Source organism: Streptomyces sp. NPDC020898 (assembly GCF_044333925.1).
Classification (GTDB): domain Bacteria; phylum Actinomycetota; class Actinomycetes; order Streptomycetales; family Streptomycetaceae; genus Streptomyces.
On the sequence record NZ_JBIRRV010000027.1, the window covers coordinates 17,944 to 35,708 of the forward strand.

Consider the following 17,765-nt stretch of genomic DNA (forward strand, 5'->3'; position numbering starts at 1 on the left):
TTGTGCGGACGGCCGGAAGGAACGGAGCGCCGCGAGCCGAAATTGCGACTCGAGTTGGTGGCGTTGACTCGTTGGTTGGTGATGTTGGCGGTGTGGGGCGGAGCCGGGGTTGCGTCGCCGGGCCAGGGTTCCGAAGCCGGCGCAAGGACGCCGACTCTTCGGCCCGCGCCGGGTGGTGCGCCGTGGCTCCCACGGTGGAGATGATCGGGAAGGTCACGCGGAGTCGTTGCCACGGGCTGGTGGCCGATTCTCTGGACCTGGTGGAGGAGGACGCCCGCTGTCGGCAGGACCAGGAGCCGGCCGGTGGCCACGGGCTGCGGCAGCCCGGCAGCCCGGCAGGCACCTTGCAGTAACCGCGGCACATCGACGCCCCCTGCCGCAGCTGCTTCGGCAGCAGCGGCGAGGCCGTCCGCCACCACCAGCGTCCGGTCCGCGTCGTGCCCCGCGCCGACAGCTGGTCGTGCCATGCGCTCGGGCAGCAGGTCGGGGACGATCGTCATTCGCGCAGAAGTGCGCCGCCGTTGATCGACCAGACCTGGCCGTTGATCCACTCCGCGTCGTCGGAGAGCAGGAACGCCACCACTCCGGCCAGGTCGCCGGGCCGGCCGAACCGGGGGCTGGGGATGGTCATTCGCGCGAATTCCAGCGCCTGAGGGGTCAGGGCCATCTTCTCCGCGGACTCGGTCATCACCACCCCGGGCGACACGCAGTTGCAGCGGATGCCCTCCTTGCCCCAGCGGGAGGCGACATGGCGGGTGAGCGCGTTGATCCCGGCCTTGCTGGTCTGGTACGCCGCGCGTTGGTGGTCGCCCACGTGCGCGGACGCCGAGGAGGTGTTGACGATCGCTCCACCGCCCTTTGCCAGCAGCAGGGGAAGGGCCGCGCGGCAGGTGAGCGCGAAGCCGATCAGGTTCACCTCGAGGGTGCGCCGCCATACGGCCGGGTCCATGTCCAGCAGGTCGCCGTCCCGGCCCAGCACGTCCGCCGAGGCGTCGGCGGCGACGTTGTAGAGCCCGTCGACTCCGCCGAGCTGGTCGACGGTGGTGTCGAACAGGGCGCGTACCGACCGCTCGTCGGCGAGGTCGAACTCGACGGCGAGGGCGGCTCCGCCGACGTCGCTGATGCGCTTGGCGGTGGCCTGCGCCGCGTCCACGTCGATGTCGCCGATCACGACCGTGGCGCCCTCGGCGGCGAGGCGCTCGGCGGTGCCCGCGCCTATCCCGTTACCGCCTCCGGCGATGACGATGCGCTGTCCGGTGAGTCCCCTCATGGCATGGCTCCTGTTCCTGACTGATGCGGAGTGACCGGGTTCTTGGGTGGGGTGGCGTGCTGGCACGCACGACCGGCGGCTCCTTGCACGGTTCACGTCGGCCGGACAGCGCCACCACCTCCATGAAGCACGTTAACCGACAGTCGTAGGAAAACCAACAGACGTCGGTTAGGTATCGTGTCAGCCATGACCACGACCCGACAGAACCCGCCGGTAGCCGACCGGCGCGTACGTCGCACTCACGCGGCCCTGCAGGGCGCGCTGATCAAGCTCGTCGAGGAGCAGGAGCTGGGGCAGATCAGCGTCGCGGACGTGGCCGAACAGGCCGGTGTGAACCGCACGACCTTTTACGACCACTACCGGGACGTGCACGAACTGGCCGAGGCCGCCTGTACCTCGACGATCGACACCCTGATCGAGTCACTCCCCGTCCTCGACCCCTCACCGGCGGACCCGGACGCGGAACCCGCCCGGTCACTCGTCGCGTTCTTCGAGAACCTCGCCGAGCACGCCGGCCTCTACCGCAGCCTCCTGGGGCCGCAGGGCAGCGCCCGCGTCATCGACCACATCCGCAGCCGCATGACCGCCAGCGTCCATGTCACCGTGCGCCTGAACGCCGGCGCCGCGCCGGACAGTGCCTCGTCGGCCGACATCCCTCACGACGTACCCGCCGCGTTCATCGCCGGCGCACTCCTCGGCGTGGCCACCGACTGGCTCCAACGCGACAGCCCCCGCACACCGACCGAGATGGCCGAACTGACCTGGCCACTTCTTGTCGCCCACTACCCCGCCGACACACAGCACGCCAGAACATGAGGTGATCCTCCGGCTCACGAGTCTCGGGGCTCGGCCTGCCCGGTCAAGCGCCCCACCGTGCGCGCGTGGTCGGCGCGTACGCTGGCCGCTCGGTCGATGATCATGGCCTGGGCGCTCCCGCCGTCCGACAACCGAGTGGCCGGTGGCCCGGGTTCACCGGTGTGGGCAGCCGACCGGATGGCAGGGGAAGGAAGCGGTGTCGGATGGGCGAAGATGCTCTGCGCTGGAGCCGGTACCGCGGCATGCCGTGGAAGAACGGCGGCGGTGTGACCCGGGAGGTCGCGTCGGGCGCCGTGCAGGCGCCCCTGGCCTCGGTGGAGAGCACGGACGGCTTCGACTGGCGGGTGAGTGTCGCGGACGTGGACGCGGGAGGCTCCTTCTCCGCCTTTCCCGGGATCGACCGTGTGATCACCCCCGTCGAGGGCGAGGGCATGGTGCTGACGGTGGACGGGACAGCGCATCCGGTCTGGCCGCTGAGCCCCTTCGCCTTCTCCGGCGACGCGGCGACGGACTGTCGGCTGGAGGCGGGCGCGGTCCGCAACCTGAATGTGATGACCCGCAGGAGCCGTGCGACGGCACAGGTGCGGATCATCACCGTCGCCGCCGCACGGGTGACGGAGTTGGCCTGCGCCGCGGGCGAGACCCTGCTCGTCATGGCCGTCACCGAGGGGATCACCATCGACGGACCTGACGGCCAAGAGATCACGCTCGGCCGTCTCGACTGCGTGCGCCACGAAGGCCCGGCGGCGCTGACGCTACGGGGCGACGGCGTGGTGGCCGGGATCACGATCACCGCGGTGCGCTGAAAGCGGGAAACCAGCGGCCACCCGGTCGTCTCGGTGGCGGTAGCGGCGATGCGCTGACCCTGTGCGACCTGCGGTGACTGTGTCATCTGCATGGTCGCCGCGATGTCACCGGTGCCGCGGAACCGGATCCGATCTGGGCATTGACGAAGTGCAGAGCAAGGGGCAGTGCCTCGTTCTTGTCCATGCGAACGCCGAGCCGCCGCTCGATGATGCCCAGAGCGGCCTGAGGTCACGGTGAGGTCCGTCGCTGAACCGGCCTGCCGCACACCACCTTGTGGGTGGGCAGGCCGGTTCAGGCGGTACTGGCGGCGGCGCCGCGTACGGGGTGGCTGTGGTGCGGGTGGCTCGGGTCCGTCGCCACCGCGATGATCTCGTCGAGGCGGGCGCGCACTGCCGTCAGGTCGCCGATCTGGCGGTCGATGCGGGCCCGTTCGGTGATGAGGCTGTCGGTGAAACCGATGGGCGAGGGGCCCTCGTTCATGCACCGCGGCAGGACCTCGCGGACGAGCCTGCTCGCCAGGCCGGCGGCGTACAGCTGCTGGATCATCCTGACCCGGGCGACCGCGCCCTCCGGGTACTGCCGCTGCCCGCCGCCGGTACGGGTGGCGCCGAGCAGCCCCTGCTCCTCGTAGTACCGCAGTGCCCGGACGCTGACCCCCGCCTGTTCGGCGACCTCTCCGATCCGCATCGCTCCTCCTTGCCGGTCCAATGTCATGTCAGAGGTGCCTCTGACGTCAGTGGGAGGTTTCAGCGTAGCCGATGTCGTCATCACGGGCCTTTCGTCTGGCCCCGGCCGGCCACAACGTGCCGGATCACGGTGAACCAGGTGCACACATGGCGACCTGGCGGTGCCGGGAGGCGAGGGGTCAGTGGCGGGGCAGGAGGGTGCGCAGGCGGGCGGTGTGCTCGTCGATGGCCTGGGGGCCGTTGCTGGTGAGCAGGCGGACGCCTTCCTCCCAGATGACCTTGATGGCGGTCGGGTTGGTGGTCGTCCGTACCTCGTAGCCGGCGTTCCTGAGGGCTTCGTCGATGAAGTAGCCCATGCGTACCTTCTTGCCGGGGATCTTGAGGTAGCCGTTGCTGAGGACGAAGAGTTCGGCGGATTTGGCGACCGTGGTCACGCTGACGCCGTTGAAGGCGTGCTGGGTGTCGGTGACGACGGTGCCGTCGGGGCTCACCCGGTACTTGGCCGAGGCCATGGCGACGGGGGCGTGGCAGATCAGCGAGATCAGCACCTGGTTCTCCCGCGCGGTGTGCAGGAGTTCGCCGAGCCAGGGGTTGTCGACGAAGTCGACCATGGGGGCGTGGCCGCCGGGCATGTGCACGAAGTCGAACGCGCCCAGGTCGAAGGCGTCCTCGGGGTCGCGGTGTCTGAGCACGAGCTGCTCGATGGACTGGTAGGTGTGCTCCGGAAGGTCCTGCATCGACTTGACCAGGTCGTCACGCAGCACCACGACCTCCTTGTCACTGCCCGGCAGCGACTCGGAGACCGGCAGGCGGCCCAGGTAGCGGCGGGCGAGGGCGAGTTCGCTGTCCCGGCGGGCGACGAGTCCTGGCCGTTTGGCACGGAAGGTGTCGACATCGAAGCGGAACGCCTGCGCCGCGGTGGCCGAGACCGTTGCGGAGCTGAACTTGTCCGCGGCGTGCATCGACAGGGCCAGGCCGTTGATCTCCAGCTGCGGGACGAGCCCGCCGGGGGTGGCGAAGGTGAACTCGTACTCGTTGCCGAACTCCTTGAGGATCTGCGCCAGCTCGACCAGGTAGAACCCGGTCGAGACACCGGGGTGGTCCGCCGGTTCGGTGAGCGGCAGGACAGCGGCCGACGGGACGACGATCAGCGCCTTGGGCTTGGACGAGTGGGTGGGGGCGGGGGTGTCCATGGCATGCCTTCTTTCGGTGTACGAGCAAGGAAGAAACGGACGGGGCGCTTCCCGGTTACGACGTGTCGCGCCCCGTGGCGCGTGATGGTGGTGGTCAGGCGGTGGCTGCGGCCGGTGCGTAGACCGTGGCTGGGTCGAGGGCCAGGTTCGCCTTGGCCTGCGCGGACATCGGGTCGGCGATGACCTCGGCCTGCTTCGCCTCGACCCCGTCGAGCGCGGCCCTGACGACGTCGGCCGGATCGTTCTTCTCGAACGGCAGTCCCTTGGCCAGGTCGGTGTCGGTGGGTCCCAGATACAGGCCGGTGACCAGGGTGTTCTGTGCGGAGAGTTCGAGGCGGACGCTGTTGGTCAGGCTCCACGCGGCGGCCTTGGCCGCGTGGTAGGCGCCCCAGTGCTCTGACGGGACCCAGGAGGCGACCGACAGGACGTTGACGATGGCCCCGCCGCCACCCGCCTTCAGGATCGGGGCGAAAGCCCGGATCATGCGCAACGGGCCGTAGTAGGCGGTGTCCATCTCCAGTTCGATCTGCTCCAGGTCGCCGTTGACCAGGCCGTTGACGGTGTTGATGCCGGCGTTGTTGACCAGCAGCGTCACGTCCGAGGCGACTTCCGCCACGGCGGCGACGGAGGCCGGGTCGGTGATGTCGAGCCGGAGCACCTCCGCTCCGGGCAGATCGACGCTCTCGGGGTTGCGCGCGGTGGCGTACACCTTGGACGCTCCCCGCTCCAGCAGTTGGGTGGCGAAGTGTCGGCCGAGGCCGCGGCCCGCACCGGTGACGAGGGCGACAGAGTTGGCGATGTCCATGGGAGAGGTCCTTCACGTAGGAGTGCGGCGTCGGACGCACCGTGGGCGGGGTCGACACCAGCTACGCTAAAACCTCTCGCTAACGTCAGGTGCAAGTCCTTTCAGGGTGGGAGCTCCGCGAGGAGGCGTCGTGGCTCGCCGGCGAGCTGCTGGCGGCGACTCATGGGTCATGGCACAGACCATGTACGAGGGGATCAGGTGGCGGTTCGGTCGGAGTCGACGAGTGCCGCCGGATCGACGCGCTGAATCTCGGTGCTCCGCTCTGCCGCCATGACCTGGGCCCCCAGAGCTCGGGCAGCTGCCGCCCGCTGTGCATCCTGCTGACTGCCGTCCGCGAACGGCCGGGTTCCGGTTCCGCTGAGATCGGTGCCTTCCAGGACCTGCGGTAGCCGCGTGCGCCGGTCCAGCACGGCGTGGGCGGTCGCGGTGAGACGGGACGCGGCCGGGCGCGCGTCGGGGAGCCAGGCCAGCACCAGCTGGGTGGGCGGGTATCCGTAGACGGGCACTGCTCGTACGGATCCGCCGAGGCGGTCCCGGACGCTGTCGCCGACGACGACCACGAGCCGGCCGAGTGCGACGCGGTCGACCATGGTGTCCAGCGCCTCGTGGGGCAGTTCCGCTTCGTAGCCCGGCAGTGCTTCCACCTCTGCGAGGGTCAAAAACGGGCGGTCGGCCAGAGGGTGGCCCGCCGGGAGCAGGACGACCGGCTCCTCAAGGCCGAGCTCCATCACCTCGAGACCAGAGCCGGGGGTGGCGACCGACTGGCACATCAGGGCGACGTCCGCGGTGCCGTCCCGAAGAGCGCCGATCTCGTCGTAGGTGAAAACCACCTCGGTGAGCACGCCGTCCGGGCCCCGTGCGCCGACGGCGAGGAGATCGGGCAGAATACCCGGGCCCGCGGCGGGGCGTACCGCGACGGTGACCCGTTGCGGTACGGCGGCCTTGCGCGCCTTGCGTACGGCGGTGTCCAGCGCCGCGAGGATCGTGCGGCACTCGGCCAGGAAGACCTCGCCCGCGGCTGTCAGCGTCACCTGCCGTGTGGTGCGTTTCAGCAGGGGGACTCCCACGCGGCGCTCCAGTTGGGCGATGGCGCGGGACAGGGGCGGCTGGGTGATGCCGAGGCGTTCCGCGGCCTGGCCGAAGTGCAGGGTCTCGGCCACGGTCACGAAGTAGGCGAGTTCCCGGGTCTCCAACTGATTCATGCTTCCAAGGTATTACCTGTTGCCCAGACAGTCATTGCTCCGCCGCTGACGCCCTGGTCAGCTTGGTCGTGCGCCTCCCAGGCCCCCGGCCGGTCGAGGTGCTCGTGCCGTGCCGACCCCGCACGCATCACACATCACGAGAGGCAGAGCTGTGAAATCCGTTCAGTACCAGAGCTTCGGCGGTCCCGAGGTCCTTGAAGTCGTCGACGTTCCGGATCCGAAGATGTTCGCCGATCTCGTGGTGGTGAGAATCGAGGCAGCCGCGCTCAATCCGGCGGACCTGGCCTTCCAGGCCGGATACGCGGATCCTCTCGTGGACTCCCTCTTCCCGGTGACACCCGGATGGGACCTGGCCGGGGTCATCGAGCAGGCCGGACCCGCGACGACGGGATTCAGGCCGGGCGACGAGGTGATCGGCTTCGTCCGTGACAAGGCCATGCACTACGGCACCTACGCGGAGAAGATCTCGGCCGAACCGCGCCAACTGGTGCGCAAGCCGAGGAACCTGAGCTGGGCCCAGGCCGCCGGACTGCCGGTCGCCGGGCTGACCGCCTACCAGGCGATCGTGCACAGCCTTGAGGTGACCGCCGGAGACGCCGTCCTGGTCCACGGGGCGGCGGGAGGCGTCGGACACCTCGCCGTCCAGATCGCCGTGGCACGGGGCGCCCGGGTGATCGGGACGGGCTCCGAGGCCAGCCAGGCGTTCATCGAGTCCCTGGGAGCGACGCCCGTGCGCTACGGCGACGAACTCGTCGAGCAGGTACGCAAGATCGCCCCGGACGGGATCGACGCCATCCTCGACACCGCCGGGCGTGGCTCCCTGTCCACGACCCAGGAGATCGCCGCCCTCGGTGCGCGGGTCGCCTCCATCACGCGGTCCGCCGCCGAGTACGCGGGGGCCATCGACGTCTACCTCCACCTCGACGGCGACGACCTGACCCGGCTGGTGGAGCTCGCCGAGGAGGGCAAGCTCACGGTGCACGTCGAGCGGGCATTCCCGCTCGAAGAAGCGGCGCAGGCCCAGCAGTTGCTGGACGGCGGCCACGTCCGAGGCAAGATCGTCCTGGAAAACCGCAGGGAGGCATGAGGACCATGCAGGACAGTCCCGTCATCACCGCGGTCACCGACATCGCCTCTCCCCCGGCGGAGGTGTGGAAGGTGCTGACCGACTTCGCCGGATACGCCAAGTGGCACCCCGCGCTGCGTTTCATCGATGCTCCCACCGAAATACTCCCCGGAACCCAGCTACGGGCCCAGGTGACGCTGGGGACCGAGAGCGACGGGGAGTACAGATTCACGGTCGCCCACTACGAGGCACCTCGGCGGCTCGTCTGGGAGGGCGGCATACCCGACGTCCTCATGGGGCGGCACTCCTTCGATCTCAAGCCCCGTGACGGCGGAACACGCTTCACGGAATCCGAGGAGTTCACGGGCACGGCCGCCGTGGAAACCGTGGAGCCCGCCCGGTCCCAGATGGAAGAGAGCTACGCGAGGTACGGCAGGGCCCTGAAAGAACGACTCCTTTCCGGACACTGACCACCCGCGCAACCCACACCGGAGACGTCCGCGCCCGAAGACCGCAACTCCCCACGGTCTTCGGGCGCGGGTACACCCGAAGACGCAGACCCAGCACCACGCGGTAAAGCAACGAACGGCAGGTTCGGCATCGTCGGCGTCGCGGTGCACGCATGGCCGTCAAGGCGGGGATCGACGTACCGCTCAGCAACCCGCACGGTCTCCAGACCCTCGAACCCTCACCGACCGCCTCGCCTCGGGCGCACGCTCGCTCCGGCTCAGGGCGCGCGGGCACCTCGGTGAACGTCCCGTATGCCTCGGCCTGCTCATCAGTCAGCTCGGCCGTGGGTGTCGGCGCCCTTCTCCTGGCGGCCGGCGTGGGTGGCGGGTGCACCCTGGTGCAGAGCAGGGGTGGCCGCCCAGCTGGCGAGGAGCTTGAGCCGGTCTTCGTGGGGGGTGCCCGGCTCGGCGGTGTAGATGGTCAGGGAGTGCGCTTCGCGGGCGGACACGGGCAGGTCCAGCGGCTGGTAGGTGAGTTCGAGGAGGCCGGCGTCGGGGTGGTGGAAGCGTTTGACGCCGCCGTGGTGGATGCGCACGTTGTGAGCGGCCCATTGGGCGCGGAATTCGGTGCTGACCGTGGACAGTTCACCGACGAGCGCGCGCAGGGACTTGTCGCCTGGGTAGCGGCCGGCTTCCGCGCGCAGCAGCGCGACGGTGATGTTGGCGGCGCCGTCCCAGTCGTGGACGAAGTCGTGGGAGGCGTCGTCGAGGAAGTAGTACCGGGCGAAGTTGGGGCGACTGCGTTCGTCGGTGGTGCTGCTGTCGAACATCGGCGCGAACAGGGCGCGGGCGAGTGCGTTGGTGGCCACGATGTCCAGGCGGCCGTTGGTGACGAACGCCGCGGACAGGGTCATTGAGTCCAGAAGCCACTGGACGCGGGGCGGGACGTCGACGGGCTTGCGGCGGCGCCGGGTGGCGGGGCTGGGCTGGGCGGCTTTGGCCAGGTCGAAGAGGTAGGTGCGTTCGTCCTCGTCGAGTTGCAGGGTGCGGGCCACCGCTTCGAGGACATCGTCGGACACGCCGCTGATATGGCCTTTCTCCAGCCGCGTGTACCACTCGGTGCTCACCCCGGCGAGGACGGCGACCTCCTCGCGGCGCAGCCCGGGTACCCGGCGCCGGCCGCTGGTGGGCAGGCCGACCTGCTCGGGGGTGAGCTGGGCGCGGCGGCGGGCGAGAAAGTCACGGATGTCGGCGCGGTTGTCCAGGCGGCGTTCCATGCTCTCAACGCTACGGTCCACAACCGTGGGGAGGGGGGTCGAGCTTGTACCCCCGACAAACGCAGCCTCCCGCGCTCGCGGTGGAGGCTGTTTCGTGGGACGCGAACCACGTTCTCGATCCCTGCGGAGATGATGTATGACCACGCGAGGAGGTACCCTCCACGCCCCTGCCGGTGTACGCGTCGACGACGGCGAGCGTCCACCCACCCGGCTTCCGCTCGTCGTCTACGTGCTGACTCTCGGCACTTTTTTGATGGGCACGACCGAGTTCGTGGTGGCCGGGCTGCTGATCACTGTCTTCGCGGTCGGGATGATCGTCGGCGCGCCGCTGACGGCGGCAGGCGTCCGCACATGACGAGGACCGTGGCCCCCGCGGTGACCACGGTCCTGCTGCTGGCGCTCTGCCTGCTGTCCGGCCACGCCGCGCCCACGGTTGCGCTCATCGCCCTGCTGGGGCTGTTCGGGCTGGGCGCGAACCCGGTGCTCATCTTCCTGGGGGTGAGTTTCGCGGGTCAGGCGCTCCCTCTGAGGTCCGCGCTGACCGAGTCCCCTTTGAGGGCCACGGGCCCGGCGGCTGTCGGCACCGGCATCGCCGCGCTGACCCTGATCCCCGCGATCACCATCGCCCTCATCCAGCGTCGCCGTCCTATGGCGCGCATCCAGGCCGCTACGGCGTGACGCCCGCCCGGGGCCGGTTACGCCCTTTCAGCAGGGGCAGGCGCGAAATGCGCATACCGAAGAGAGTGCGGAGATCCCGTACCTCCCTGAAATCCACCGGCGCCACAGGCGCCGACGCACAGAAAAAGGAGACTCACCCATGCGTGGAGTAGTCATGCACACAGCCGGTGACGTCCGGGTCGAGGAGCGCGAGGATCCGAAGATCGTCGAACCCACTGACGCGATCGTGAAGCTGACCGCGACCTGTATCTGCGGCTCCGACCTGTGGCCGTATCGCGGCATCGAGCCCGCCGACCACACGCTCATGGGCCATGAGTACGTGGGCGTGGTGGAGGAAGTCGGCTCGGATGTGACGACCGTCCGCCCCGGGGACTTCGTGGTCGGATCGTTCGTCATCTCGGACAACACCTGCGAGATCTGCCGGGCCGGGTTCCAGTCCAAGTGTGTGCACGCCGAGTTCGTCCACGGGGGGATCGGCACCCAGGCCGAGAAGGCGCGCATCCCGCACGCCGACGGCACGCTGGTCGCCACCCCGGGACAGCCCGATCCCGAGTTGATCCCCGCACTGCTGGCCGCCTCCGACGTGCTCGGCACCGGCTGGTACGCCGCCGTCGCCGCCGAGGCCGGACCCGGCAAGACCGTCGCGGTCGTCGGCGACGGCGCGGTCGGCCTCATGGCTGTCCTCGCCGCCAAACAACTGGGCGCGGAACGCATCATCGCCATGTCCCGGCACCCCGAGCGGCAGAAGCTGGCCCGCTACTACGGGGCCACCGACATCGTCGAAGAACGCGGCGACGAGGGCATAGCGAAGATCAAGGAACTCACCGGCGGGCTCGGCGCGCACTCGGTCATCGAGGCCGTCGGAACCCAGGAGTCGTTCATGCAGGCCGTCGGCGCCACCCGCGGCGGCGGACACCTGGGGTACGTGGGCGTGAACTACGACGTGTCCATCCCCGGGATCGAGCTGTTCTTCGCCGGGATCCACACCCTCGGCGGCCCGGCCCCGGTGCGCCGGTTCCTGCCCGACCTGATCCAGCTCATCTGGGACCGCAAGATCGACCCCGGCAAGGTCTTCGACCTCACCCTGCCCCTCGACCAGGCCCCGGAGGGCTACAAGGCCATGGACGAGCGGCGCGCCACCAAGGTCCTGCTCACCCTCTGACACACCAGCTCACGCCGCCTCCCGGCCGAAGCGCGGGCCGTGGGCCGGTCCTCGGCGGCGTCGATCACGCCGATCGGTCACCGGTGGTCCACTCGCGTGAACACCGATTCCGTCCTCTCGTCGCGCCGTGGCGCAACGAGAGGACGGCAGGACCTTCGAGCTTCTGGCGCTTTCGCGAGTATCAGGGCGACACCGAAGTCGTTCGAGCCGAAGGTGCGGGCGATGACCAGGCCCACCAGGGGCCGACACCGACGATGGAAATACTGGTCACGGAGTCACCTGTATGTTCCTGAATTGGGATAGCGCCCTCCGGTTCGCTGTGGCAAGCGCAGCACGAAAAATGGATAGGTCAATCCGATTGCTAGACTGGCTGGTATGACCCCTGGCGCTCAGCACCCCGACGGTCCCGCCGTTCAGCCTCTGCGCAGTGACGCCGAGCGAAACCGGGAGCGGATCATCGCCGCAGCGCGCACGGTGTTCGCGCGGGACGGCCTGAGCGCCTCCATGGCTTCCGTGGCCCGCGAGGCGGGCGTGGGGATCGCCACCATGTTCCGCCGCTTCCCCACGAAGGAGGAACTGGTCGACGCCGTCTTCTCCGACCGCATGGGTGCCTACGCCGACGTGGTCACCGGTGCCCTGGAGGACCCCGACCCGTGGAACGGTTTCGTCGGCTACATCGAATCCGCCTGCGCGATGCAGGCCGCCGACAACGGCTTCGCCGATGTCCTGACCATGACCTTCCCTACCGCCAAGGTGTTGGAGGAACGCCGTAACGGGGCGTACGAAGCCATGCTGCGGCTCATCGACCGCGCCAAGGCCACCGGCCGCCTGCGCGAGGACTTCGACCCCTCGGACCTGGTACTGATCCACATGGCCAACGCCGGCGTCGTCAACGCCACCGGCGACGCCGCCCCGGACGCCTGGCGGCGCGTCGTCGCCCTGTTCATCCAGTCTCTTGAGGCCCCGGCCCGCGGCCCGCTGCCCGGCTCGCCCGGGCACGACGCGCTCTACAGGGCCATGCTCCGCGTCGGCCAGGGCACCACCAGACCGGTGCCGGGCAAGGGCGGCTGACTTCAGGACCGGAGCACCCGTGCCGGGGCGCGGCACGGGTGCGGCATGTCGGGCAAGAGCGCTGGCACATGGCGGTGGCGGGCACTCGCAGTTGTGGAGATGTACCCGCGCTCGCGAGGCAGTTGGCGTAGCGACGCGACACCCAGGTCGGTGACGGTCGCGACGCACTCGATGAATGCACATGCGAACGCCGTGAGTCGTTCTCTCGCCGGTGCCCCTATGCCGAGGGGAGGCGGACCCGACCTGCACGCGTCCTGAAACTCGGCCTCGGCGAAGAGAGCCAGGAGAAGACTGCTCCGGTCGGTGAACCGGCGGATCACACCCGAACCCCGGCGCTCCCCTGTGGGGATCGTCAGTCGGGGATCGGGGTGAGGATCTGGTGGAGTGTGCGGTGGGTGATCTTCCAGCGCCCGTCGTCGAGGCGGTAGTGGTCGGCCTGTTCGAAGATGTGTCCGCCGGTGGCCACAGTGTAGGGGGCGGGTCCGGATTCGGTGGGTGGGCGGCCGCCGTACCCGAGCAGGGTGACGGTTCCCTGAGCGGTGGTGTCGCCGATGGTGTGGAAGTGCGTGGCCCCCATTATGTGGCGGGCGGTCAGCTCCTCGGGCCCTGGACGGGCGTTGAGCAGGTCCAGGATCTCGCCATGGCCACGTATCTTCTGTCCGAGCCGCTCGTAGAGGGCGTCGGGGGCGAAGAATTCAAGCACCGCGTCGTACTCGCGGCGGTCGTAGTGGTGGTAAAAAGCAGTGCTGAGCCGGGCCAGCGCCCAGGCGGTCGCGTCCTCGTCGGTCATGCCGTCGTTCCGTTTGGGGTGATGCTGTCCGGGCTGGTGCGGGTCTTGAGGACGAAGTCGAACTCCATCGAACGGTAGGGGCCCTGGAAGCCTGCGGCTGCTGTGTCCTTGGGGTCCTCGTGCAGGACGGTGTCGGCCTGCAGCGCGGGAGGGGCCAGGGTTCCGCCGACGAAGTCGACGGGGATGACCGGGTCTCCCTTGAAATAGACCTCACCCCGCCAGGGAGTGATCAGGTCGGAGTGGTGGACCTCGTAGTGGATGTGGGCCGGACGGTAGAGGCTGCGCCCGAGGGCTGCGACGGCTTGGACGACCCCGTCGACCTTCCTGATGTGGGAGTCGGCGTAGGCGACCGGGGTGACGGTGGTGAAGGTGTAGCGGCCGTCGGCGTCCGTGAACAGGTGGCCGCGCAGGTTGTACGTGGGCACTCCGTCGTCGTACAGCCCGGAGTAGTCGCCGTTGTTGGCCGCATGGTAGATGTCCACTTTGGCGCCCTCGACCGGCCGACGGTTGCCGTCCAGAACGCGGCCGGACACGACCAGGGGAGTGCCGGGTTCGTCCGGTCGCATCGGCAGGACGCCGGGATTGTCGATGCGTGGGGAGCCTGCGATGTACGTGGGGCTGTTGACCTCTTCGGAGGGGGTGTAGCCGTCCCGGCCGCCCTGGAAGACTTCGCTGAACAGCGGCATGGCGACCAGTGCCAGCGGGGCGCCCGTGGCCGCCTGGGCCTTCTGCAGCAGGCCGGTGACCGCATTGAGGTCGTCGAAGGTCAGTCCCTCCTCGTCCCGCATGCGGGCCAGAGCGTCCTTGAACGCCTTGACGAGACGGACTGCGCGGGGGTTGATCAGTGCCGGGTCGACGTAGGACGGATCGGTGGTCGTGGTCATGCCGGTCTACTCCTCTAAATGCGGTGGGGGGATTGGCTGATGGCAGGCATCAGCAGGCCGCGGGTGTGAGGGATTAACTGCTCGCTGGACTCGGTGGTCCCCATCACGCCCGAGGCCGCGAACGGCGCGGTCGGCAGTATCCGTCGCAGCCGAGCTCTTCTCCTTGACCGCGCCGCGGCCCGGAACGCCGCGGCGCGATCAAGGTTGGACGAAGGACGGATGACGCAAGCCGGTCCGGTGTCAGAGGCTGAAGACGAGCTCGGCCTGGTCGCGCTTGGTGGTGTGCAGCTCCCAGTAGACGGGGGAGATCTCCTCGGGCTGGGCCGTCGGGAAACCGGGGACGGCCGGCGTGCCGATCGACACGTCGATGCCGACGTGGGCGGCCTGGATGCCGGTGCCGTCCAGTTCCTTGTGCAGGTTGACCGCCCAGTTACGCAGGGCCGCGGCGGCGGCGTTGACGTTGCCGACCTGCGGCACGGGGTCGATGGAGCCGGCGCCGGTCGTGTAGAGCAGGGTGCCCGCACCGGCCTCGCGCATCGCGGGCAGCACCGCCTTGGTGGCGGCGATCGCCCCGTACAGCTGGAACTCGATCTCGTGCTGCACGTGGGACGGATCGGTGTCGGCCGGGGTGGTCATAGCCGTGGAGCCGAAGGTCCCCACCGGGGAGTACTCCAGGACGTCGATGCTGCCGAACTTCGCGGCGGCGTCCTTGAGTGCCTGGGTGAGCGCGTCACGGTCGAGCACGTCTGCGGGAAACGCGGCGGCGGTGATCTCCTCGCCGGACAGGGTGGCGACGAGCCCGTCGAGCTTCTCGCGGTTGCGCGAGATCAGAGCGACATTGAAGCCCTGGGAGCCGAAGGTGCGGGCAATGGCCAGACCCAGCTGGGGGCCGGCTCCGATGATGGCGATGCTGGTCACGGCAAAGTCCCTTTCAGGAAGACATGGCACCGGAAGGCAGAGATCTGGATAGGTTTATCCGATTCATGATCCGGATAGCTCTTTCCGGTTCGTTGTCGCCACGGTACCACGGAACTGGATAGGGTGATCCGATTGCCCGTGGCGTGATGTGGGCCCTGGCGCCCGGGGGTGGGAGAAGCTGATCGGCGTGCTCAAGGCGACGCGGCGTGCGGTCACTCGGGCGGCTCCCTCACCGGACTCCTGCGCGGGCTCGCACCAAACATCCAGCGGGCCTGACGTGCTCAATCGAGCCCGGGCGCACGGTTCGCGGCCGTTAGCGTCCGGGGTGGCGGTCGGTGCGGGCCCGCAGTGCTGTGACGTCACAAGCCCCGACCGGTCACGCGTCGAGCGGCACCGCCCTACAGTCCGACGATTGTCGGCGATCGCGATTTTCCCCATCTAGGGTGTTTTAGTTACTTCGTTATTCTTCATCCTGAATTCTCCTGATTGGCAATGGGCGCGGCGGAGTTCGGGATCGAGGGACCTGGTCATCGCGGAGTTCGCGTGAGCGGTCTTCGGCCTGTGGGTGGGAAGGCCGATGGGCAGCCCGGATGGCGAGGAGAACGTTCGTCGTGGTCGATGTCACGGGCGGCCCGCCGATGAGCGAGGCCGACTGGGCCGGACTGTTCAAGAGCTGGTTCCTGGAACTGGCCAACTTCCGACTGAGGCAGATCACTTGGACGGACATCGACCAGCACCGTGACTACATCGAGAGCCTGCTGGGAACGGTGACGGCCACCACGATCCACCAGCGGCTGCGCGACGAGCACAAGCTTCAGGTGCCGATCTCCGCGTTCCGCCGCTGGGCGCACGCCACGCTGCCCGACAAAGTGAAGAGGTCGCAGGTCACCGTCCTGCCCGAGGACATCGAGCCGGGCGAGGAGGCCCAGATCGACTACGGCTTCCTGTGGCAGTGGATCAACCGGCACACCAGCACACGGCACCGGATCTGGGCCTTCGTGTCTGCGACCGGACCAAAACCGTCGTCCGCTGGCACGCCGCGCCAGGTGAAGCGGTCCCGCTGCATCCGGAGGCAGTTGGCTTCGCCGGCCACTACGACATCGACATCGACGTCTTGGCCGCCTACCGGCCCACCGGCAAGGACCGGGTCGAGCGCCAAGTCCTGATCGTCCGCGACCACGTGCTCGCCGGACGGGCCTTCTCCTCCACCGAGGAGATGGACGCCGCCTTCATGGCCTGGGTGCCGCAGCGACGCGCCCGCACCCACGCAACGCACCACGAGGTCATCGGACTCGGGCCGCCCGCGATCACGCGGCCCTCAAGCCGCTGCCGCCCCGCGCCGTTCGTCCTGGCCCGCTGGTCGACCGCGACGGTCGGGCCGGTGGCGCCCTCCGGATGTGAGGGGGGCGCGTCGCGCGTTGCGTTCACGCTGTACGTGAGTGTGGTGCCGTATGCGAAGGAGGGATGACCCGGCGATCGGCCCGGCCACCCCTCCTCGTCGTCACCGTCAGCCGAAGTCGCGCACCTTGATCGAGTAGATGCCGCGGCCGTGCGTGGCCGCGTACAGGGTGCGGCCGTCAAGGCCCAGCTTCAGTTGGAGCACGGCGACGGCCGGGAGGTCGCCGACGCGCTGCCAGGTGCTTCGGCCCGGGCGCGGTAGACGACACCGAGGTCGGTGCCGACGGCGAGGCCGCCCTACGGTGTGACGATGGCGGAGTCGGCCGGCACGTCAGGGAAGTTCCTGGAGATGTCCTTCCAGGTGGTGCCGCCGTCCTTGGACTCGAAGACATGGCCGACACGCGCACCCGGGCCCGGGCCCTCGGTCCACTGCCCGGGGAAGCCGTTGACCGTGATGACCACGTGGCCGGCGTTCTTCGGGTCGACGGCGAAGCCGCAGAGGTAGCGGTTGGGTACGGTCCCGTCGACCGGGAGCGTGATGTCGTGCCAGCCGGTGCCTCCCCCAGACTCCGTCCGGGAGGTGCCCCCAGCGTTGCCGACGGAGATGCCGCGGGCGGAGCCCTGGTTGTTGCAGGGGCCGCACCAGGCCGCGTAGACCTTGCCGCCGGAGGCCGCGACGGCCGTCGCGGTGTGGTCGGCTCCGAGGTCGTCACGCTGGCCCACTCGTCGCCGCTGCGGATGGCGTACCCGTGAGTCTGCACCCACACGTGACGGCCGCCCGCGATCCACGTCGAGGGGCTCTCCGCGTCGGCCGCGAGCGGGGCGATGAAGCGGGTCTCGCCGGTGGCGTTGTCGGCCGGGGCGACGTCGTAGGACGTGACCTTGGAGGCGTCGTCGATCCAACTGCCGTCGTTGACAGCGCAGTTCTGGGTCACCTGGATGGAGAGGTAGACGTAATCCTGAGCGATGTTGCACTCGTTGGCCGGGTCGGTGAGGGTGCCGCCGCCGTCGCCCCCGAAGTTGGCTTCGTCCAGCCCGTTCGTGCCATGGCCGACGACGGACTCCCGGTAAGGCGGGCCACACGGCTGGCCGTCAATGCCGGTCATGGGCGGACGAGAAGTCAACTCACTGTCAGCCCGTCCAGGCCAGGTTGAGCACCGGTTCGGACGAACCTATCCGGCAGTGATCGGATCATGTCGTTGTGCCGGTCCTGGTGGGACTGTTGCGTGGTGCTATCCCGGGCGGGGTCTGACTCATGAGATCTATGACCGAAGTGTCCAGTCACAGGCTTGT

The 17,765-nt window shown here is 69.1% G+C and carries 17 protein-coding genes and 2 pseudogenes; 9 read left to right on the forward strand and 10 right to left on the reverse strand.

The genetic code is table 11. The features are described from left to right. Positions 1-496: 496 nt before the first annotated feature. Positions 497-1,270, reverse strand: coding sequence for an SDR family NAD(P)-dependent oxidoreductase (locus tag ACH4TV_RS44090; RefSeq protein WP_319097266.1), 774 nt, complete (start codon positions 1,268-1,270; stop codon positions 497-499). A 186-nt stretch (positions 1,271-1,456) separates the two neighbouring features. On the opposite strand from ACH4TV_RS44090, the gene ACH4TV_RS44095 reads away from it, so the two are divergent. Next, positions 1,457-2,086, forward strand: coding sequence for a TetR/AcrR family transcriptional regulator (locus ACH4TV_RS44095; RefSeq protein ID WP_086746771.1), 630 nt, complete (start codon positions 1,457-1,459; stop codon positions 2,084-2,086). Positions 2,087-2,289: 203 nt separating this feature from the next. Beyond that, a complete protein-coding gene (locus ACH4TV_RS44100; protein ID WP_319097265.1) occupies positions 2,290-2,892 on the forward strand; it encodes a HutD family protein in 603 nt (200 codons plus the stop codon). Between the two features lie 292 nt (positions 2,893-3,184). On the opposite strand, the gene ACH4TV_RS44105 is transcribed toward ACH4TV_RS44100, so the two are convergent. The 4 genes from ACH4TV_RS44105 to ACH4TV_RS44120 all read right to left on the reverse strand — a co-directional run bounded on the left by ACH4TV_RS44105 (position 3,185) and on the right by ACH4TV_RS44120 (position 6,779). Continuing rightward, positions 3,185-3,580: a MerR family transcriptional regulator gene (locus ACH4TV_RS44105; RefSeq protein WP_086746773.1), complete on the reverse strand. Its 396-nt coding sequence runs from the start codon at positions 3,578-3,580 to the stop codon at positions 3,185-3,187. A 178-nt stretch (positions 3,581-3,758) separates the two neighbouring features. Beyond that, positions 3,759-4,772, reverse strand: coding sequence for a DJ-1/PfpI family protein (locus ACH4TV_RS44110; protein WP_319097264.1), 1,014 nt, complete (start codon positions 4,770-4,772; stop codon positions 3,759-3,761). A gap of 94 nt (positions 4,773-4,866) precedes the next feature. After that, positions 4,867-5,577: an SDR family oxidoreductase gene (locus ACH4TV_RS44115; protein WP_086746775.1), complete on the reverse strand. Its 711-nt coding sequence runs from the start codon at positions 5,575-5,577 to the stop codon at positions 4,867-4,869. 194 nt (positions 5,578-5,771) lie between these two features. Further along, positions 5,772-6,779, reverse strand: coding sequence for a LysR family transcriptional regulator (locus tag ACH4TV_RS44120; protein ID WP_319097263.1), 1,008 nt, complete (start codon positions 6,777-6,779; stop codon positions 5,772-5,774). Positions 6,780-6,930: 151 nt separating this feature from the next. Between ACH4TV_RS44120 and ACH4TV_RS44125 the strand changes: the two genes are divergently transcribed. After that, the gene (locus ACH4TV_RS44125) at positions 6,931-7,866 is read left to right on the forward strand and encodes an NADP-dependent oxidoreductase (RefSeq protein ID WP_398407081.1); all 936 of its coding nucleotides are present in this window, start codon (positions 6,931-6,933) and stop codon (positions 7,864-7,866) included. A gap of 5 nt (positions 7,867-7,871) precedes the next feature. Further along, on the forward strand, positions 7,872-8,315 hold the full coding sequence (locus tag ACH4TV_RS44130; RefSeq protein ID WP_319097261.1) for an SRPBCC domain-containing protein: 444 nt from the start codon (positions 7,872-7,874) through the stop codon (positions 8,313-8,315). A 308-nt stretch (positions 8,316-8,623) separates the two neighbouring features. Here the strand turns inward: ACH4TV_RS44130 and ACH4TV_RS44135 are convergent, their stop codons facing one another. Beyond that, positions 8,624-9,571 (reverse strand): helix-turn-helix transcriptional regulator, encoded by a 948-nt coding sequence (locus tag ACH4TV_RS44135; RefSeq protein WP_319097260.1) that lies wholly within the window; start codon positions 9,569-9,571, stop codon positions 8,624-8,626. Between the two features lie 136 nt (positions 9,572-9,707). Between ACH4TV_RS44135 and ACH4TV_RS44140 the strand changes: the two genes are divergently transcribed. The 4 genes from ACH4TV_RS44140 to ACH4TV_RS44155 all read left to right on the forward strand — a co-directional run bounded on the left by ACH4TV_RS44140 (position 9,708) and on the right by ACH4TV_RS44155 (position 12,482). Continuing rightward, complete coding sequence (locus tag ACH4TV_RS44140; protein WP_086746780.1) at positions 9,708-9,926, forward strand: hypothetical protein; 219 nt, start codon at positions 9,708-9,710, stop codon at positions 9,924-9,926. Continuing rightward, entirely contained in the window at positions 9,923-10,249 is a 327-nt protein-coding gene (locus tag ACH4TV_RS44145; RefSeq protein WP_319097258.1) for a hypothetical protein, read from the forward strand. Before ACH4TV_RS44140 ends, ACH4TV_RS44145 begins: the two co-directional genes overlap by 4 nt. 139 nt (positions 10,250-10,388) lie before the next feature. Then, positions 10,389-11,411 carry a zinc-dependent alcohol dehydrogenase family protein gene (locus ACH4TV_RS44150; RefSeq protein WP_218779565.1) on the forward strand — a complete coding sequence of 341 codons (1,023 nt, stop codon included), beginning with the start codon at positions 10,389-10,391 and terminating at the stop codon, positions 11,409-11,411. A gap of 375 nt (positions 11,412-11,786) precedes the next feature. Further along, positions 11,787-12,482: a TetR/AcrR family transcriptional regulator gene (locus ACH4TV_RS44155; RefSeq protein WP_319097256.1), complete on the forward strand. Its 696-nt coding sequence runs from the start codon at positions 11,787-11,789 to the stop codon at positions 12,480-12,482. A gap of 352 nt (positions 12,483-12,834) precedes the next feature. Here the strand turns inward: ACH4TV_RS44155 and ACH4TV_RS44160 are convergent, their stop codons facing one another. The 3 genes from ACH4TV_RS44160 to ACH4TV_RS44170 form a co-directional block, all read right to left on the reverse strand. Then, entirely contained in the window at positions 12,835-13,272 is a 438-nt protein-coding gene (locus ACH4TV_RS44160) for a nuclear transport factor 2 family protein (protein ID WP_319097255.1), read from the reverse strand. Further along, entirely contained in the window at positions 13,269-14,156 is an 888-nt protein-coding gene (locus ACH4TV_RS44165; protein ID WP_319097254.1) for a hypothetical protein, read from the reverse strand. The genes ACH4TV_RS44160 and ACH4TV_RS44165 overlap by 4 nt, the downstream gene beginning before the upstream one ends. 240 nt (positions 14,157-14,396) lie before the next feature. Beyond that, positions 14,397-15,074, reverse strand: coding sequence for an SDR family NAD(P)-dependent oxidoreductase (locus ACH4TV_RS44170; protein WP_319289091.1), 678 nt, complete (start codon positions 15,072-15,074; stop codon positions 14,397-14,399). 1,000 nt (positions 15,075-16,074) lie between these two features. On the opposite strand from ACH4TV_RS44170, the pseudogene ACH4TV_RS44175 reads away from it, so the two are divergent. Further along, positions 16,075-16,406, forward strand: a pseudogene (locus ACH4TV_RS44175) (IS21 family transposase); the annotation flags it as partial. Positions 16,407-16,581: 175 nt separating this feature from the next. Here ACH4TV_RS44175 and ACH4TV_RS44180 read toward each other — a convergent pair. Then, positions 16,582-17,497: pseudogene (locus ACH4TV_RS44180) on the reverse strand (glycosyl hydrolase); the annotation flags it as partial. Positions 17,498-17,765 lie beyond the last annotated feature (268 nt).

Excerpts from the sequence above, each read along its gene's own strand:
- ACH4TV_RS44090 (WP_319097266.1), bottom strand. The coding sequence starts at position 1,270 with ATGAGGGGACTCACCGGACAGCGCATCGTCATCGCCGGAGGCGGTAAC.
- ACH4TV_RS44095 (WP_086746771.1), top strand. The coding sequence starts at position 1,457 with ATGACCACGACCCGACAGAACCCGCCGGTAGCCGACCGGCGCGTACGT.
- ACH4TV_RS44100 (WP_319097265.1), top strand. The coding sequence starts at position 2,290 with ATGGGCGAAGATGCTCTGCGCTGGAGCCGGTACCGCGGCATGCCGTGG.
- ACH4TV_RS44105 (WP_086746773.1), bottom strand. The coding sequence starts at position 3,580 with ATGCGGATCGGAGAGGTCGCCGAACAGGCGGGGGTCAGCGTCCGGGCA.
- ACH4TV_RS44110 (WP_319097264.1), bottom strand. The coding sequence starts at position 4,772 with ATGGACACCCCCGCCCCCACCCACTCGTCCAAGCCCAAGGCGCTGATC.
- ACH4TV_RS44115 (WP_086746775.1), bottom strand. The coding sequence starts at position 5,577 with ATGGACATCGCCAACTCTGTCGCCCTCGTCACCGGTGCGGGCCGCGGC.
- ACH4TV_RS44120 (WP_319097263.1), bottom strand. The coding sequence starts at position 6,779 with ATGAATCAGTTGGAGACCCGGGAACTCGCCTACTTCGTGACCGTGGCC.
- ACH4TV_RS44130 (WP_319097261.1), top strand. The coding sequence starts at position 7,872 with ATGCAGGACAGTCCCGTCATCACCGCGGTCACCGACATCGCCTCTCCC.
- ACH4TV_RS44135 (WP_319097260.1), bottom strand. The coding sequence starts at position 9,571 with ATGGAACGCCGCCTGGACAACCGCGCCGACATCCGTGACTTTCTCGCC.
- ACH4TV_RS44140 (WP_086746780.1), top strand. The coding sequence starts at position 9,708 with ATGACCACGCGAGGAGGTACCCTCCACGCCCCTGCCGGTGTACGCGTC.
- ACH4TV_RS44145 (WP_319097258.1), top strand. The coding sequence starts at position 9,923 with ATGACGAGGACCGTGGCCCCCGCGGTGACCACGGTCCTGCTGCTGGCG.
- ACH4TV_RS44150 (WP_218779565.1), top strand. The coding sequence starts at position 10,389 with ATGCGTGGAGTAGTCATGCACACAGCCGGTGACGTCCGGGTCGAGGAG.
- ACH4TV_RS44155 (WP_319097256.1), top strand. The coding sequence starts at position 11,787 with ATGACCCCTGGCGCTCAGCACCCCGACGGTCCCGCCGTTCAGCCTCTG.
- ACH4TV_RS44160 (WP_319097255.1), bottom strand. The coding sequence starts at position 13,272 with ATGACCGACGAGGACGCGACCGCCTGGGCGCTGGCCCGGCTCAGCACT.
- ACH4TV_RS44165 (WP_319097254.1), bottom strand. The coding sequence starts at position 14,156 with ATGACCACGACCACCGATCCGTCCTACGTCGACCCGGCACTGATCAAC.